This is a genomic window from Aureimonas psammosilenae (genome assembly GCF_009176975.1).
GTDB lineage: Bacteria > Pseudomonadota > Alphaproteobacteria > Rhizobiales > Rhizobiaceae > Plantimonas > Plantimonas psammosilenae.
Genome location: NZ_WEZG01000002.1, coordinates 178620 through 191734, shown reverse-complemented (window position 1 = coordinate 191734; position 13115 = coordinate 178620). Strand labels below are relative to the sequence as shown.

Annotated in this window: 18 protein-coding genes; all 18 read right to left on the bottom strand. The window is 69.3% G+C overall.

Annotated elements, in window-relative coordinates:
• Positions 1-7: 7 nt before the first annotated feature.
• The 18 genes from F9929_RS04665 to F9929_RS04580 all read right to left on the bottom strand — a co-directional run bounded on the left by F9929_RS04665 (position 8) and on the right by F9929_RS04580 (position 13087).
• A complete protein-coding gene (locus F9929_RS04665; RefSeq protein ID WP_152045384.1) occupies positions 8-322 on the bottom strand; it encodes a hypothetical protein in 315 nt (104 codons plus the stop codon).
• A 96-nt stretch (positions 323-418) separates the two neighbouring features.
• Positions 419-625, bottom strand: a complete 207-nt coding sequence (locus tag F9929_RS04660; RefSeq protein ID WP_152045383.1) for a hypothetical protein — start codon at positions 623-625, stop codon at positions 419-421.
• Between the two features lie 17 nt (positions 626-642).
• A complete protein-coding gene (locus F9929_RS04655) occupies positions 643-4527 on the bottom strand; it encodes a baseplate multidomain protein megatron (RefSeq protein ID WP_152045382.1) in 3885 nt (1294 codons plus the stop codon).
• Between the two features lie 3 nt (positions 4528-4530).
• Positions 4531-4962, bottom strand: a complete 432-nt coding sequence (locus tag F9929_RS04650) for an NlpC/P60 family protein (protein WP_152045381.1) — start codon at positions 4960-4962, stop codon at positions 4531-4533.
• Positions 4959-5852 (bottom strand): DUF2163 domain-containing protein, encoded by an 894-nt coding sequence (locus tag F9929_RS04645; protein WP_152045380.1) that lies wholly within the window; start codon positions 5850-5852, stop codon positions 4959-4961. The genes F9929_RS04650 and F9929_RS04645 overlap by 4 nt, the downstream gene beginning before the upstream one ends.
• Entirely contained in the window at positions 5849-6481 is a 633-nt protein-coding gene (locus F9929_RS04640; RefSeq protein WP_407922202.1) for a phage distal tail protein, Rcc01695 family, read from the bottom strand. Before F9929_RS04640 ends, F9929_RS04645 begins: the two co-directional genes overlap by 4 nt.
• Complete coding sequence (locus tag F9929_RS04635) at positions 6478-7044, bottom strand: phage tail tape measure protein (protein WP_152045378.1); 567 nt, start codon at positions 7042-7044, stop codon at positions 6478-6480. The genes F9929_RS04640 and F9929_RS04635 overlap by 4 nt, the downstream gene beginning before the upstream one ends.
• A 15-nt stretch (positions 7045-7059) precedes the next feature.
• Positions 7060-7284 (bottom strand): rcc01693 family protein, encoded by a 225-nt coding sequence (locus F9929_RS04630; RefSeq protein ID WP_268915632.1) that lies wholly within the window; start codon positions 7282-7284, stop codon positions 7060-7062.
• A complete protein-coding gene (locus F9929_RS04625; protein WP_152045376.1) occupies positions 7281-7610 on the bottom strand; it encodes a gene transfer agent family protein in 330 nt (109 codons plus the stop codon). The genes F9929_RS04630 and F9929_RS04625 overlap by 4 nt, the downstream gene beginning before the upstream one ends.
• 3 nt (positions 7611-7613) lie before the next feature.
• The gene (locus F9929_RS04620) at positions 7614-8021 is read right to left on the bottom strand and encodes a phage major tail protein, TP901-1 family (protein WP_152045375.1); all 408 of its coding nucleotides are present in this window, start codon (positions 8019-8021) and stop codon (positions 7614-7616) included.
• An 82-nt stretch (positions 8022-8103) separates the two neighbouring features.
• Positions 8104-8514 carry a DUF3168 domain-containing protein gene (locus F9929_RS04615; protein ID WP_152045374.1) on the bottom strand — a complete coding sequence of 137 codons (411 nt, stop codon included), beginning with the start codon at positions 8512-8514 and terminating at the stop codon, positions 8104-8106.
• Positions 8515-8578: 64 nt separating this feature from the next.
• Positions 8579-8782: a hypothetical protein gene (locus tag F9929_RS04610; RefSeq protein ID WP_152045373.1), complete on the bottom strand. Its 204-nt coding sequence runs from the start codon at positions 8780-8782 to the stop codon at positions 8579-8581.
• Complete coding sequence (locus F9929_RS04605) at positions 8782-9114, bottom strand: phage head closure protein (RefSeq protein ID WP_152045372.1); 333 nt, start codon at positions 9112-9114, stop codon at positions 8782-8784. The genes F9929_RS04610 and F9929_RS04605 overlap by 1 nt, the downstream gene beginning before the upstream one ends.
• Positions 9115-9657: a head-tail connector protein gene (locus F9929_RS04600; RefSeq protein WP_193227613.1), complete on the bottom strand. Its 543-nt coding sequence runs from the start codon at positions 9655-9657 to the stop codon at positions 9115-9117.
• A 76-nt stretch (positions 9658-9733) separates the two neighbouring features.
• The gene (locus tag F9929_RS04595) at positions 9734-10978 is read right to left on the bottom strand and encodes a phage major capsid protein (RefSeq protein WP_152045370.1); all 1245 of its coding nucleotides are present in this window, start codon (positions 10976-10978) and stop codon (positions 9734-9736) included.
• Between the two features lie 14 nt (positions 10979-10992).
• Positions 10993-11553 (bottom strand): HK97 family phage prohead protease, encoded by a 561-nt coding sequence (locus F9929_RS04590; RefSeq protein ID WP_152045369.1) that lies wholly within the window; start codon positions 11551-11553, stop codon positions 10993-10995.
• Positions 11550-11882, bottom strand: coding sequence for a DUF6107 family protein (locus F9929_RS04585; RefSeq protein ID WP_152045368.1), 333 nt, complete (start codon positions 11880-11882; stop codon positions 11550-11552). Before F9929_RS04585 ends, F9929_RS04590 begins: the two co-directional genes overlap by 4 nt.
• Positions 11879-13087 carry a phage portal protein gene (locus F9929_RS04580; protein ID WP_193227612.1) on the bottom strand — a complete coding sequence of 403 codons (1209 nt, stop codon included), beginning with the start codon at positions 13085-13087 and terminating at the stop codon, positions 11879-11881. Before F9929_RS04580 ends, F9929_RS04585 begins: the two co-directional genes overlap by 4 nt.
• Positions 13088-13115 lie beyond the last annotated feature (28 nt).

Genomic DNA, 13115 nt, shown 5'->3' with positions numbered 1-13115 from the left:
GATGCGCCTATTGGGGGATCACGACGGTCTGCTTGCGCGGCCGACCGCCCTGGTCGGCCGGCACGAGAAGCGTGACGACGCAGACCACCCGTCCCCCGTCGCTGCGGCTCGACACGGACAGGACGCGGCCGCCGGTGCGCGCCGCCGCTTCCGCCGCAGCGCCCGCGCAGTCGGCCGCGGCCGCCAGCCGGCGCGCGCCAATGGCGGCCGCTTTGGGCGAGCCGCCGTCGAAGGCGGCCGGCACGGCGTCCTCGACGGCAAGCGCGCCGGCCGCCGTCGAAACGACGACCGATAAGCTCAGGATCAGCGGGCGGAGCGGCATGGGGCTTCCGTTCATGGGCAACGGCCACGTTCTCGCCGATACGCCGTGAACAGCGCATGAATGGGGCCTTTTGTCGAGCCTTCCGCTCAGCAGCCCTCAGCCGATCCGCGACCGGGCGTCGAGACGGCCGAGGATCGAGATCACCGCGCCGACGGCCGCCACGACGTTCGGAATGGCCGCCGCCAGATCGGCATGGGCTTGGGGGTCCAGGTTGAAACCGACCAGCCCCGCCACCGCCGCGGCCAGCGCGACGAGACCGCCCCAGATCGTCTTCGACTCGTACCAGAGCTTGTTGTCGTCCATGACTCTCTCCTGTTGTTTCAGTTGACGGCGGGCGGGCGCTCGAAAGCGGCCCGCCGTTCCGTTCCGGCCCCGTAAAGGAGACCGAACTGCGCCACCCCGACCTCGATCCGGGGTGGAAGACCGCCGAAGGCCGTCACCTGCTCGGCCGCGGATACGGCGAGCGCGGGCGATCCGCTTTCGATCACGAGTTCCCGCCCATCGGGCGCCACGATCCGCAGGCGATAACGCTCGATCTCCTCGCCGAGCGGCACGTCGAGCCCGTCCCAGCCATCGCCGGAAAGCCGCGTGCGGCGGACCCAGGACAAGGCGAGACCGCCATCGGCCCGGAAGCCGCAAGCCAAGTGAACGGGCGACAGCGGCTTCAATGCGCGCCGGCCGAGCGTCACGGTCTGCGTCACCACCGCCGGATCATCGAAAGGCCGGCCGAGCGGCGCGACGCGCCATTGAAGCTCCGCCCCGATCTCGCCGGGCTTCAGGCCGATCGGCTCGCAGCCCGCCCCCAGAAGCACGAAGCTTGCTCCCGTCCCCGCGCCCGCCGCCATCGACCCTTCCGTGCCGCCGAGCCCCCGCACGAGGCCGGTCAAACGGAAGCGCATCGGCGCGACCTCCTCGGCCGTGGCGAACTGCACCACCTCCCATTCGCCACCCGGCGCCTGCACCGCGCAGAGATTGCCGCCCGCCAGAAGCTCCCCCATCCCGATCGAGAACAGCGCGCCGCGATAAAGCCGAACCTCCATCGAAGCATTCGGCTGGAAAACCCCTTCGCGACCAAGCGGCATTGCCCGAACGAGTTCGCCCACCGTCGCGGGCTGCTCGGCGATCAACCGCCTCTCGAACGGACCGCCCGAAGCGGAAGCCTCCACGGCCAAGGGCAGGAACGGCTCGGCAAAGGCCGCAAACCGCGCCGGGCCTTCCGCGCTCGTCGCCGCGCCTTGCGGCAGATCGAGAAACAGGGTCAGCGGCCGGGACGCGAAGACCGGGGCTGAGGAGAGGAGCGTCCCCGCCCCACTCCCTTCCCGCCCCGCCGTCGCGCCGGCGGCCGGCAATCGGCGCGCTTCCACCCGCAGCGTTTCTCCGCTTTCGATCCGCGACACGAGCCACCGCCCCGGCGCATCCGCGATCTCGACGCAATCGCCGGCTTCAAGTTCGACGTTCGTCGGCGGCAGTTCGAAGCTGAGGCTTTCCTGCCCCGCCATCGCCCGCGCCAGGATCGAGGCCGCGAAGCGACGCGCCGCTTCCTCCTCCAGCACCGCCGGGGCCTCGACACGATCTTGCCTCGGATACGGACGGTCGGGGCGCGACGCTTCCGCCGCGCCGCTTTGATAGGCTCGGCCGGCATCGGTGAAGCCGACCACGACTTCCTTCACGACCTCGCTTTCCTCGCCGCGCCGACGGTCCAGGGCGATGCGCCCGTCATCCGGCTCGGCGAGGACATCGACCTTCGCATCGGCTCCAAGCGCTCCGACCGAGCGAAACACGAGCCGCCCGCCCTCAGACCGGGAAACGACGCCGCAAAGCCGCATGACGGCTTCCAGTTCGGCACGCGCGGATGCCCCGCCGGACGACACATAACCCGTCAGCAAGGCATCGACGCCCGTCGCATCCACGTTGGCGAAGCCGTGGTCGGACAAGAGCACCCGTATCAGCGCATCGACCGGCGCCTGCCCCAGCCGCCCTGTCAACCAATGGCCCAGCCGCCAGTTGCCGCCGTCGCTCCAAAGGTCGGTGCGCGCGGGAAAGGCGGGAAAGGGCCGCGCGTCCCAGGCCCAGAGATGGATCGCGGAAGGCTCCACCATCCGGCCGCCATAGTTCGGCGAAACGGGGTTGTCCGCATCCCGAAAGCCCGGCGCGGCCGGGTCCCAGAAGCTCAAATGCGCTTCCAGAAAACGCCGTTGCATCAGATCGTCGCGCGCGCCCGTCGAGAAATGCGGCACGAAGCTTTCCGACGATTTCGGGTCCACGAAGACGTTCGGCTGGTTCGCCCCCTTGTCCACCGCCGGACAGCCAAGCTCGGTGAACCAGATCGGTTTCGAGCGCGGCTCCCACGGCGTTGGAGTGCCGAGTTCCCCCCCGCCGCGCCGTTCGAAATGCCGGTTCTCCCACCAGCCCCGGATGTCCTTGGCGCGAAACGTCCAGGGCTTGCCAAGCCCGTCGGTGATCGGCGTGCGACGCCGGCTCCGCCGGTCCTCTTCGCTCCGATAGAACCAGTCGTGGTTCTCGCCGCCCGCGATGCCGCCCCGCAGAGCTTCTAGGTCATAGGGCGATCCCTCGTCCCCATCCCGCCAGTCCGCGAGGCTCAGATAGTTGTCGATGCCGACCATGTGGATCGCGGGATGCGCCCAAAGCGGATCGAGGTTGAAGAACACGTCGCCGGACCCGTCTTCCGGCCGATAACCGAAATATTCGCTCCAGTCGGCCGCGTAGGTGAGCTTGGCTCCGGGCAGCACCCGCGCCACATCGGCGGCGAGTTCGCCGAGCGCCGACACGAAGGGAAAAACGCCGCCGCTCTCCCTCACCCGCGTCAGCCCGCGAAGCTCGGAGCCGATCACGAAGGCGTCGACGCCGCCCGCGAGCTTCGCCAGATGCGCCTGATGCAGTACCATCCGGCGATACGACCATTCCGCCGGTCCGTTGTAGCGCACCTCTCCGTTCTCGATGCGGAAATGCTCCGGCCTCGCCGTCCCGACGAAGCGCCGCACCGCCTCCTCCGCTTCGGCCGTCCCATCCGGCGAGCCCGCACGTCCGGTCGCGACGCGAAGCGTGATGCGTCCGCGCCAAGGATAGCTCGCCTGCCGCTCGGCCCCATAAGGGTCGGCGAGCTTGTTGTCGGCCGGAACGTCCATCAGCACGAAGGGATAGAACGTCACCTTCAGCCCGCGCGCCGCCATGTCGCGAAGGGCACGCACGACCCCGGCATCGCTCGGCGTCCCGCCATAGGCCGGCCCGCCGCCGCTCCACGAGATCAGCCGCGCATGATCGCGCCCCGTCGGCCCGACCCGCCAGCCTTCCGTCTCGTCGCGCACCCGCGCTTCGACGCCCGGACGGATCGTGCATCGGCCCGCGTCGAGATCGTCACCGAACCACGACACCACCAGCGCCGCCCGTTCCAGCTTCGGGCAGAGCGCCGTCAACTCGTCGAGCGAAGCGTCGAAATCGCTCGACCCATGAAGCACGTTGCGATTCAGGCTCTTGTCCGTTCCCTTCGCTATCCTTTCGCGCACGGTGCGCGGATCGAGCCCGTGCTCGCTCGCCCCCGGAATCACGGCAACGGCCCGGAGCCCCGCTTCCAACGCCCCGATCGGCCGCAGCACCTCGAAAGAGAATTGCGGAATGCGGTTGCCCCAGCGCTCCAGCGCCAGCCGCTCGAAGACGACATAGGCAAGCCCGCGATAGGCCGGCGCGTTGCCCGCCCCCTGCTTCGCCTCGATCAAGGGATCGGGCATCTGGCTCTCGTCGCCGCGATGAAGGCGCATGGTGACGCCGGTCAGATCGATTTCCTCGCCATCGGCCCAAACGCGACGCACCGCCGCGATCGGTCCTTCGCAGAGGCCCACCGCGACATTGCCGAAATATGAGTAGGTCGTGACGCTGGCTCCCCCGCCCCCTCCCTTGCCCCCTTGCCGCTCGGTTCTCGCCGCTTCCTCGAAGCGCGTCGTCCAGATCACCTGCCCCGAAACGCGCGCCGTGCCGTAAACGCGTGCGACGCTCGCGCCCTCGTCGGCATTCTGGATGCGCGAAGCGGCGAGGCGAGCGCCCTCGACCTTGCGCCCCCGCGCGAAAAGCCCGTTGTCGATCGCCGAGCCGCCGATCGCGCCGAGCGCCCGGCCGAGAACGCCGCCCACCGGACCGCCGATCAGCGTGCCGAGCGCGCCGCCCGCCGCCTGCAGAAGGATCGTCGCCATGGGTCAGCGCTCCGGAAACCGAAAGGCGCCGGCAATGCGCCGCGCCCATTGAGGGGTGAGAGGCGAGGACACGACCGTCATCCCGCCATAGGCGTGGATCACGCGGTTCCCCTCGTCGAGAATGCCGCAATGGCGGGCCGGTCCGTCCGGCCGCCAGCGAAACAGAACGACGTCGCCGGGCAACGCCTCGTCCATGTCGATCGGCAGAAGGTGGCGTCCGGCCGCCGTCAGCAGCCGCTCACCGCCGCCCCGCTCCGCCCAATCCGGCGAGTAAGCCCCCGGCTCTTCCGGCTCCTTGCCGTAGACGTCGCGAAACACGCCGCGCACGAGCCCGAGGCAATCGCAGCCGACGCCGCGCCGCGAGCCCTGGTGCCGGTAAGGCGTGCCGAGAAAGCCGCGCGCCACCAGGAGCGCGCAAAGCCGCGCCGCGCTCATGGCACCACCGGCCCGCCGTCGTGGCGACCGTCCCCCTTGGCGACCGCCAGCGCCGCGTCGTTGCCCGGCAGATGCGGAAAACCCCGGAAGTTCACGCCATTGCGGAACCTCGCCTTGCAACTCGCGAAAGACTTGTCGCAGCCGGCATGGAGCCGCACCGTGTCGCCGATGGATACCGCGAAGCCGACGCCGCCGAGCGGCACCGCCCGCAGCCTCCCGCCGCCCGCATCACTGAGCGCCGCGATATCGGAAAACAGCCCCTGCCCCTCGCCGCTCGTCCAAGCGATCCGCCCCGGCTCGAACAGCCCAAGATCGACCGGCCCCGGAAGGCCAAGCACCACCGCCCCGCTCTTCTCCACCTCCACGACGGTCGCCGCGACCCGGAACCGGGCCTCCGCGCCGCTGATCCCGCAACGCTCGTCGCCGAATCGCGCATCGCATCGCCGGCGGTAGAGCCGGCCGCGCAGCCGGTCGAGCTGCGCTTCCATGCCCCGAAGTTCCGCCGTGAAGGCCGACCCCGTCCGCCGCACCTCGCCGAGTTCCGCGACATCCAGAACGACCCGCTCGGCCGGCTCCCGCCAGTTGACGAGAAAGCTTTCCACCCGCGCCCCGTCGAAGCGTCCGGCCGCGATGTCCTTTTCCTCGATCGACAGAGACGACAGCGCGCCGTCGATCTCCTGCGTTCCGGCCGCCAACCCCGCTTCCGCCTCGGCCTCGCTCGCCGCCAGCCCGCTCGCCGCCTCGAAGGAAGTGCCGTCGAAGCGGATCGGCTCGTCGTGATCGGTGAAGCCGAAGACCCGCCCGTCGCGGCGCGTCAAACGCCAGCACCGGCACAAGCTCGTCGTTCGGCCCGCAAGATGAGCCTTCAAACCTTCCGGCAATGGTCTCACGGGCGCACCTCCACGAGCGGGATCGACGGAATTTCGCCGGCCTCGAAGGCGGCGACGTTGAGGACGAGCTGGTCGAGATCGAAGCGCACCGGCACGTCGAACTCGAAGCCGGCGCTGATCGCCGCCCCCGCCTTCGGCGCGGCCGCGAAACTCACGAGGCCCGTCGCGGGATCGAGCGAGACACCAGCGCCCAGCGCCACACCCGCCACGGCGACTTTCAAGGTTCCCGCCACCGGCTTGGCGATCGGCCGCGCATAGGCATCCGCGCCCGCGCCGTAGGTCTTCCTCAGCGCGAAGACCCTGGTCTGCCCGTCGCCGGTGCCGATCGGTTGATCCAGCGCGGTCACCGGCTTTCCATAAGCGGACGAGCGGTTTTCGAACGGGTCGCGGAAACGAAAGCCGACGAGCCTGCCGCGCCTCGCCTCGAAAAAGGCGAGGACGGCGGCAAGATCGGCGAGGCGCTTCACCCCCGACCCAGCGTCGTAGCGCCGGAAGGCATGGGCGTGCCGCTGGTTGCGCGTCTCGTAGCCGGTGGAAAGCCGCACCACCTCGATCCGCCGTTCAGGCCCGCCGCTCGTGCCGAGCGCCACGCGCAAGGGAAAGCACTCCTCGCTGAAAGGCGCCATCAAAGTCCCCTTTGTCCGCGCGTCGCGGCCCGCGCGAGCATCGCCTGGATCTGCGCTTCGGAGCGGCGGAAGCTCGCCGCATCGCTCGCCGTCACGTTGAAGGTGATCGAGGGCGCGGCCCGGCCCCCGCCCGCCGCCACGCCGAGCGTTCCGTCCGCGCCGCGCTTCAACGGCAGGATCGCTTCCGCCCCCGCCTCGCCCATCAGCCCGATCTGCCGACCGTTCGGGAAATAACTCGGGCTCGCCACGACCCCGCCCTTGGCGAAGGGCACGACCTTCGCGCCCCCTCCCAAAGCCGCGCCGAGCCCGCCCGCCACCTGCCCCACGAGCGATCCCGCCACATCCGAAACGGGCTTCAACGCCGCGCCGAGCGCAATGGATGAGATGCGAAGCGCCAACTGCCTCAGCACCCCGTCCAGCGACTGCCCGCCCGAAACGGCCCCGCGCAAGGCCGTATTGAAGGCCGAGCCGAATGAACTCGCCTTCGCCGTCATGTCGGTCATCGCCTTGTCGAAGGCGTTCGTGTCGGCCTGTATTGCGACCGTCACCGTCTCGTCCGCCGTCATTCTCGTCTCCAGGGATCAATCGGGAAAGCGTGTCGCCAGCGCCTCGAAGGCAGCGCGCGTCGGGGCTTCCGACGCCTCGCCGACAAAGGGCGCGAGCGCGCGGGCAAATTCGCGGGGCGTCATGCGCCAGAAGTCGGCGGACGAAAGCCGGAGCACCCCGAAAGCCGTCGACATCGCCTCGTCCCATGGAAAAGCCGTCGCCGCGCCGGAAGGGGCATGCGCTTCCGGCGCGGCTTTCAAGGGTTTGCGGGCCGAGCCTCGCCGAAGGCCGCGCCCAGGAGATCGGCCACCAACGCCGCCGCCCCCGCCATGCCGTGCTCGAAGCGCATGGCGGCGACCTCGGCCTCGTCCACGCTTTCGCCCGCCCCGCGAAGCCCGGCCGCCACCACGCTGATGATGTCGCGCGCCGAAAGCGCGCCGGAGCCGAAGCGCCGGGTCAGGTCCCCGAGGTCTTCCGCCCCGAACGCGCTTTCCAGTTCCGCCAGCGCCCCGAGCGTCAGGCACAGCACCCGCGCCCGTCCGTCGATCACGGCCTCCACCTCGCCGCGCCGCCTGTTCGCCGCCATCGCTCAGATCGCCGCGAAGGCCAGCGCGCCGGCGGATTCCAGCGCCGCCTCAAACGTCACCTCGCCATTGTGCTCGCCGCTGTATTCCAGCGCCGTCACCTGGAACGGCCCGGCGATCCTTCCGAAATCGGGCACGGTCATCTCGAAGACGGCGATCCTTCCTTCGAAGAAAAGCTGGCGGATCGCGGCGTCCGAGGCGGCATCCTTGAAGATGCCCGTCCCGGAGATCGACGCGCGCTGCACGCCCGCCCCGCCCAGAAGCTCGCGCCAGCGCCCGGCGCTTTCCGCGTCGGTGATCTCCACCGTCTCCGCATTGAAGGCGATGCGCTTGGTGCGCAGCCCCGCGACGGTCTGAAACCCCGCCCCCATATCCAGTTTCAGAAGCAGGTCCTTGCCTTTTTGCGCGCCCATCCGCTCGCCTTTCCCCATGGGTTCAAAAGAAAAGGGCGGCCCACCGGACCGCCCTTCGTTCATGCAAAAACTGGTTGCCGTTTTAAGCGACCGGCTCCGTCACCGCGCGAAAGCGCAGGATGCCGTGGAAGTTCGGCGAGTCCGGCTCGCGCCGCGCTTCGGCGAACTGAAGCTGGAGGTTGACGAGGCGATGCCCATCCACCGGCAGATGCGCGTCGTGCAGCTTCGTCGTCACCTCGTGCATGATCGCATAGGTTTCCGCCTTGCCGCCGCCCCGGCCCCAAACGTGGAGCGTCAGGATATGCTCGGCGCCGTCCTCCGTGCCCGTCGACCAGTCCATCACCGTAGAGCGGCCGAGCGTCAGATACGGAAAGGACACCCGCTCCGGCGCATCGTCGAAGATCTTCGGCCCGCCGAGCAGCGAGGTGATCGCGGCATCGCTCGCCAAGGCCTTGAAAACGGACTTCTGCAACTCGGCACTCGCCGCGAACATGGGACTCTCCTTTCTGGCTTTCACGCCATGAGATGAATTGAAATGCGGCGTGAAAACGGCACGGTTAATCGATTTCCGCGCCGACCGACCCACTTCGCGACAACGTGAGCGAAGCGGAGCCACCCCCATCGTTCTGACGCAGCATGGAGGACGCGGGCAGCCGCCCGAGCCGCCCGTCTTCCCGCCGCTCCAGGGCCAATCGCTCCAGCCGCCGCATCAGCGCTTCCCGGTCTCCGCGCTTGGCGGAAAGCTTGGCGATCAACCGCATCACGCCTCTTCCTCGCAGCGGCAAACAAGCCAGCGTCCGCTTTCGTCCGGGTCGTGAACCGAGCGAACGATCAGCCTTCGCGCACCCAGCGCGAATCCCATGCCCCGGTCCACATCGCCGCGTTTGCGGCAGATGACGCGATGGGTGATCGTCGCTTCCCGCCGGTCGAAGCGCTCGATCGGCCGCGTCACCAGCGGCTCGACATGGAGGGATACTTCCGCGACTTCGCGCCACGAGACCACACCCCCGCCGAGCCCGTCCGGCTGGCGCTCCGCCACCTGCAGCGAAGCGCGCTTGTTGAGAAGCCCCGGATCGATGAACAACAGCGCCATCTAGATCCGCACCTCGCGATAGGCTGCGATCGCGTCCCGCGCCGCCGCCGGCATCGCCGCTCCCGGCGCCCGGCTCTCATACCCCGCCGCCACGATCCGCATCACCGCATGCCGCAAGGTCTCGGGCGCCTTGCCGGGCGCAAAGCCTGCCGAGAGGTCGATCTCCACCCCGCCCTCCCCGAGGATCGCGACCATCTCCGAGAAACGCAGCGCCTCCACCCCGCCGAAACGCTCCGCCACCGCCTCGCCGGGCGGAACGCTGTGCCAATCCCCGCCCAACCGTCGCACCCTGATCGCACTCACGGAAGCGAGCGGCCGAACGGGCGACACCACGCGCCGGTCACGCGGCACGGCAGTCAGCGCAAGCCGAAACTCCCGCCGCGCCAGCACCAGCCCCGTTTCGCGCTCCACCGTTTCGCGCGCCGCGCGGATGAGGCCGGCGATCAGCCCGTCCTCGTCGCTCCGCTCGATCCGGCACCAGGCCTTCGCTTCGGCAACCGAAACCGGCTCGGCCGCGATCTCGCCGATCTCCGTCCATTCCATCGCAACCCCTCCATTCGAACGTAAGAAGGGCCGGACGCTTCCGCCCGGCCCCATGCCATCGCTTGCCGAAAACCGATCAGGCGGAGAAAGTCAGGTATTTGGCCGCGTCGAAGTTCTGGATGCCGCCGCCGACGCGCTTGGTGGTGTAGAAAAGAACGTAGGGCTTGGCGGAATAGGGATCGCGCAACACGCGCACGCCCTGCCGGTCGACCACGAGATAGAAGCGGGCGAAATCGCCGAAGGCGACTGCCTTGGCGTCCGGCGCCATGTCCGGCATGTTCTCCGTTTCCACCACCGGGAAGCCGAGAAGCGTCGCGCGCCCGTCGGCATTGGCCGGCGGATGCCAGAGATAGTTGCCTTCCGCATCCTTCATCTTGCGGATGGCGCTCTGCGTCCGCCGGTTCATCACGAAGCTGGCATTCTGGCGATAGCCGCTTTTCAGCGCATAGATCAGTTCGATCAGCGCATCGCTTCCCGCCGCCGCCGAGAAGTTGCCGGATGCCCCCGTCGCGACGGTTCCGACCTTGCCCCAGCTCCAGTTGGCTTCCGCCACCGTCGCCGCGGTCATGAAGCCCTTCGGCTTGTTCACCCCGTCGCCCGAAACGAAGGCTGCGCCCTCCTGCGCCGCGAAGGACTGTTCCACCTCCTCGCCGATCCACTGGTCGATATCCACCGCCGCGTCGTCGAGAAGCGCGTTGGTCGCCGCCGGCATGGCGTAGAGTTCCATGGTCGGGTAGCTGAGCTCAGTGAGCGAGGGCGTGTTGGTCTGCGGCCGCGCATCGGCCTCGCCCACCCATCCGGCCTGCGCCCCGGTGATGGCGAAAGGCTTCTTCAGAACCGCCGTCGAGACCGTGCGCACCGTCGCGATGGAGCGGATCGGCGACAAGGACGCCAAACGCCGGCCGATCTCCTTTTCTGTTTCCGGCGGCACCACGAAGCCGCCATCGGACCCGATCAGCCCGGACATCGCTTTAGCCTCCAGCCCGCGAAGTCCCCGCTCGTCGCCGCCCCGCACATAGGCCTCGAAGGCGTGGCGATGCTCGCTCGGCCCCGTTTCCGCCGCCTCGCCCCCGCCGAGGCGCGGCCGCATCTCCTTCAAGGCGAGGCGCTGGAGCCGCTTCTCGTGCTCGTCCAGGGCCTTGCCGATGCGGTCCACCTTTTCTTCCGCCACCACATCGGCGCTCATGCGCTTTTCGATGTCGCTCAAGCGCTGGTCGTTCTCGCCCCGGAACTCCTCGAAGGCGCGCATGAACTGGTCGAAGGCGTCGTCCACCTCGCCGGTGCGGGCCTTGGTTTCGGGGCTCATGGACATATTGCTCATTGCTTTCTCCTTGTTTACCTTTTGTTCCAGGCCGGGCGCGGACCCGGCACCGGCATGAGGCTTGCGGCCGCATTCATGATGCGGGCGGCGAGCAGCGCCGCCGCGCCTTCCCCGCCGCCGCCGCGCCGCTCGGTGATCCGCGCGCGTTCCTGCATCGGAAACGTCACCACGGAAATTTCCCAAAGGTCGATGCGCGTCAGCCGCCGCTTCACGCCGCGCGGCCCCCGCGCCTCCGGCCGCTCGGCGCGCTCCGTGCGAAAGCCGATGGACAGGCCGTCGAGAGCGCCCGCGAGGATCAGTTCATGCGCGTCCCGCCCGCCGCTCGTGCCGAGCGCCAGCCGCCCTTCGGCATAAAGCCCGATCCGGTCTTCCAGCACCCGCGTCCAGACACCGATCGGCCGCCCCGGATCGTGCTGCCAGAGCATCTTGATCCCTTCCGCCCCGCGCCGCATGAGCGAGGCGGCGAATGCCCCCGGCGCCACCTCGTCGCCCGAAAGGTCCGCCGCGCCGAAGACGCTGGCATAGCCCCGGATCACGCCGCGCTGCGCATCCTCTATCGCCAGCTTCGGCCTCATCGACCGCCCTCCGCGCCCGGCCGGAACATCGTCGCGGCAAGGCGCGACAGGATGCCGAGCGCCCACCAGGCGCAAAGGCTCGCCGCCGCCGATCCCATCACCACGAGTTCGCCCGGTTCCAGCCGACTCGCGATCGTCAGCCGCTCGGCGATGGCCAGCCCCGCCGGCGCGCCGAACACCAAGCCCGTCACCAGCCCGATCATGAAGCGGATCGCCGCTTCCCGCCGCCCCTGCGGCAGGAGGTAGGCGACCGAAATCGCCGATCCCGCCGCCGCCCCGGCGAATTTCGCGCCCCACAAGGCCGCCATCGTATCGTTTTCGAGACTCATGCCTCCCTCCCTTCGCGCCGGCCGTAGCCCACCGCCTCGCGCTTCTCGTTCTCGTCGAGAAAGCCCGCCGCCCCGACGCGCGACCACAAAGCCTCGCGCTCGGCGGACAGCCCTTCCACCCGGTCGAGATCGAAGCCGAGCCTCAATGCCCGCTCTCCGAAATGGCCGGCGAGCCACCCGCCGATCGCCCCCGTCAGCCGGCCGAGCATCGGCAGCACGGTGAGGCGCAGAAAGGCGCGGTTGGCTTCCTGGTAGTTGGCATAGGTGGCATCCCCCGGAATGCCGAGCAGCATGGGCGGCACGCCGAAGGCGAGCGCGATGTCGCGCGCCGCGCCGTTTCTGGCTTCCATGAAATCCATGTCGCGCGGCGTCAGGCCCATGGCCTTCCAGTCGAGCCCGCCTTCGAGCAGCATCGGCCGCCCGGCCCGCGCCGCACCCGCATATCCGGCCTCGAGTTCCGTCTTCAGCCGGTCGAACTGGTCCGGCGAAAGGTTGCCGCCTTCGCCCGGCTTGTAGATCAGCGCCCCGGACGGCCGCGCCGAGTTCTCGATCAGCGAGCGGTTCCAGCGCGCCGCCGTGTTGTGAAGGTCCAGCGCCTGCGCCGCCGCCGCCAGCGGCGCGAAACCCGTTCCGTCCGACAAGGGATGGAACATCTTCAGGTGCAGAAGCGCGGAAGGCTCGCCCCCCGCCGCGATCCGCCGCACGGCAGAGCCCACGCGATACTCGTAAGCCTCCGGCCAGCCGTCCCGCCCTTCCAGAAGGCGCATCCGGTCGGGCCGCAGGACATGCAGCGCGCGCGGCCGCCCCTCCAACGTCACGGCTTCGATATACGCATTCCCCGCAAGCATCAGATGCCCGCAGACCCGCTCCAGAAGCCCGATGCCGTCGGCGTTCCCGTCCGGCTCACGAAGGAGGTCGATGAGAGGATGCGCCTCGACTTCGCGACCGCCCTCGTAGAGCACCAGCGGCACCGCCGCGACGTTCTCCGCCACCAGCCGCACCGAGCGGTGAACCACGGGGTTGCGCATGAAACCATCCCGCGCCAGCGCCTCGTAGGACCGCTCGCCCCCGCCGCCCGCAAGATCCAGCCCCGCGAACAGCAACGTCCCGCCCCCCATCGCCGACTTCCCCTCCCGAGGCCCTCCCGCCGTCCCCTTTTCCGGCGCGCGCGAAAACCGCGCCGCGATCGCCGATCGCAGTCCCATGCGTGTCTCCTGTTCGAAAAGTTTGAGG

What these genes read in the sequence shown, in the direction of transcription:
- F9929_RS04615 (WP_152045374.1), bottom strand. Translation starts at nt 8,514, where the DNA reads ATGTTCGCGGCGAGTGCCGAGTTGCAGAAGTCCGTTTTCAAGGCCTTG.
- F9929_RS04610 (WP_152045373.1), bottom strand. Translation starts at nt 8,782, where the DNA reads ATGCGGTTGATCGCCAAGCTTTCCGCCAAGCGCGGAGACCGGGAAGCG.
- F9929_RS04660 (WP_152045383.1), bottom strand. Translation starts at nt 625, where the DNA reads ATGGACGACAACAAGCTCTGGTACGAGTCGAAGACGATCTGGGGCGGT.
- F9929_RS04665 (WP_152045384.1), bottom strand. Translation starts at nt 322, where the DNA reads ATGCCGCTCCGCCCGCTGATCCTGAGCTTATCGGTCGTCGTTTCGACG.
- F9929_RS04595 (WP_152045370.1), bottom strand. Translation starts at nt 10,978, where the DNA reads ATGAGCAATATGTCCATGAGCCCCGAAACCAAGGCCCGCACCGGCGAG.
- F9929_RS04655 (WP_152045382.1), bottom strand. Translation starts at nt 4,527, where the DNA reads ATGGCGACGATCCTTCTGCAGGCGGCGGGCGGCGCGCTCGGCACGCTG.
- F9929_RS04590 (WP_152045369.1), bottom strand. Translation starts at nt 11,553, where the DNA reads ATGAGGCCGAAGCTGGCGATAGAGGATGCGCAGCGCGGCGTGATCCGG.
- F9929_RS04620 (WP_152045375.1), bottom strand. Translation starts at nt 8,021, where the DNA reads ATGGGCGCGCAAAAAGGCAAGGACCTGCTTCTGAAACTGGATATGGGG.
- F9929_RS04580 (WP_193227612.1), bottom strand. Translation starts at nt 13,087, where the DNA reads ATGGGACTGCGATCGGCGATCGCGGCGCGGTTTTCGCGCGCGCCGGAA.
- F9929_RS04625 (WP_152045376.1), bottom strand. Translation starts at nt 7,610, where the DNA reads ATGGCGGCGAACAGGCGGCGCGGCGAGGTGGAGGCCGTGATCGACGGA.
- F9929_RS04605 (WP_152045372.1), bottom strand. Translation starts at nt 9,114, where the DNA reads ATGGCGCTGTTGTTCATCGATCCGGGGCTTCTCAACAAGCGCGCTTCG.
- F9929_RS04650 (WP_152045381.1), bottom strand. Translation starts at nt 4,962, where the DNA reads ATGAGCGCGGCGCGGCTTTGCGCGCTCCTGGTGGCGCGCGGCTTTCTC.
- F9929_RS04635 (WP_152045378.1), bottom strand. Translation starts at nt 7,044, where the DNA reads ATGACGGCGGACGAGACGGTGACGGTCGCAATACAGGCCGACACGAAC.
- F9929_RS04600 (WP_193227613.1), bottom strand. Translation starts at nt 9,657, where the DNA reads ATGGAATGGACGGAGATCGGCGAGATCGCGGCCGAGCCGGTTTCGGTT.
- F9929_RS04585 (WP_152045368.1), bottom strand. Translation starts at nt 11,882, where the DNA reads ATGAGTCTCGAAAACGATACGATGGCGGCCTTGTGGGGCGCGAAATTC.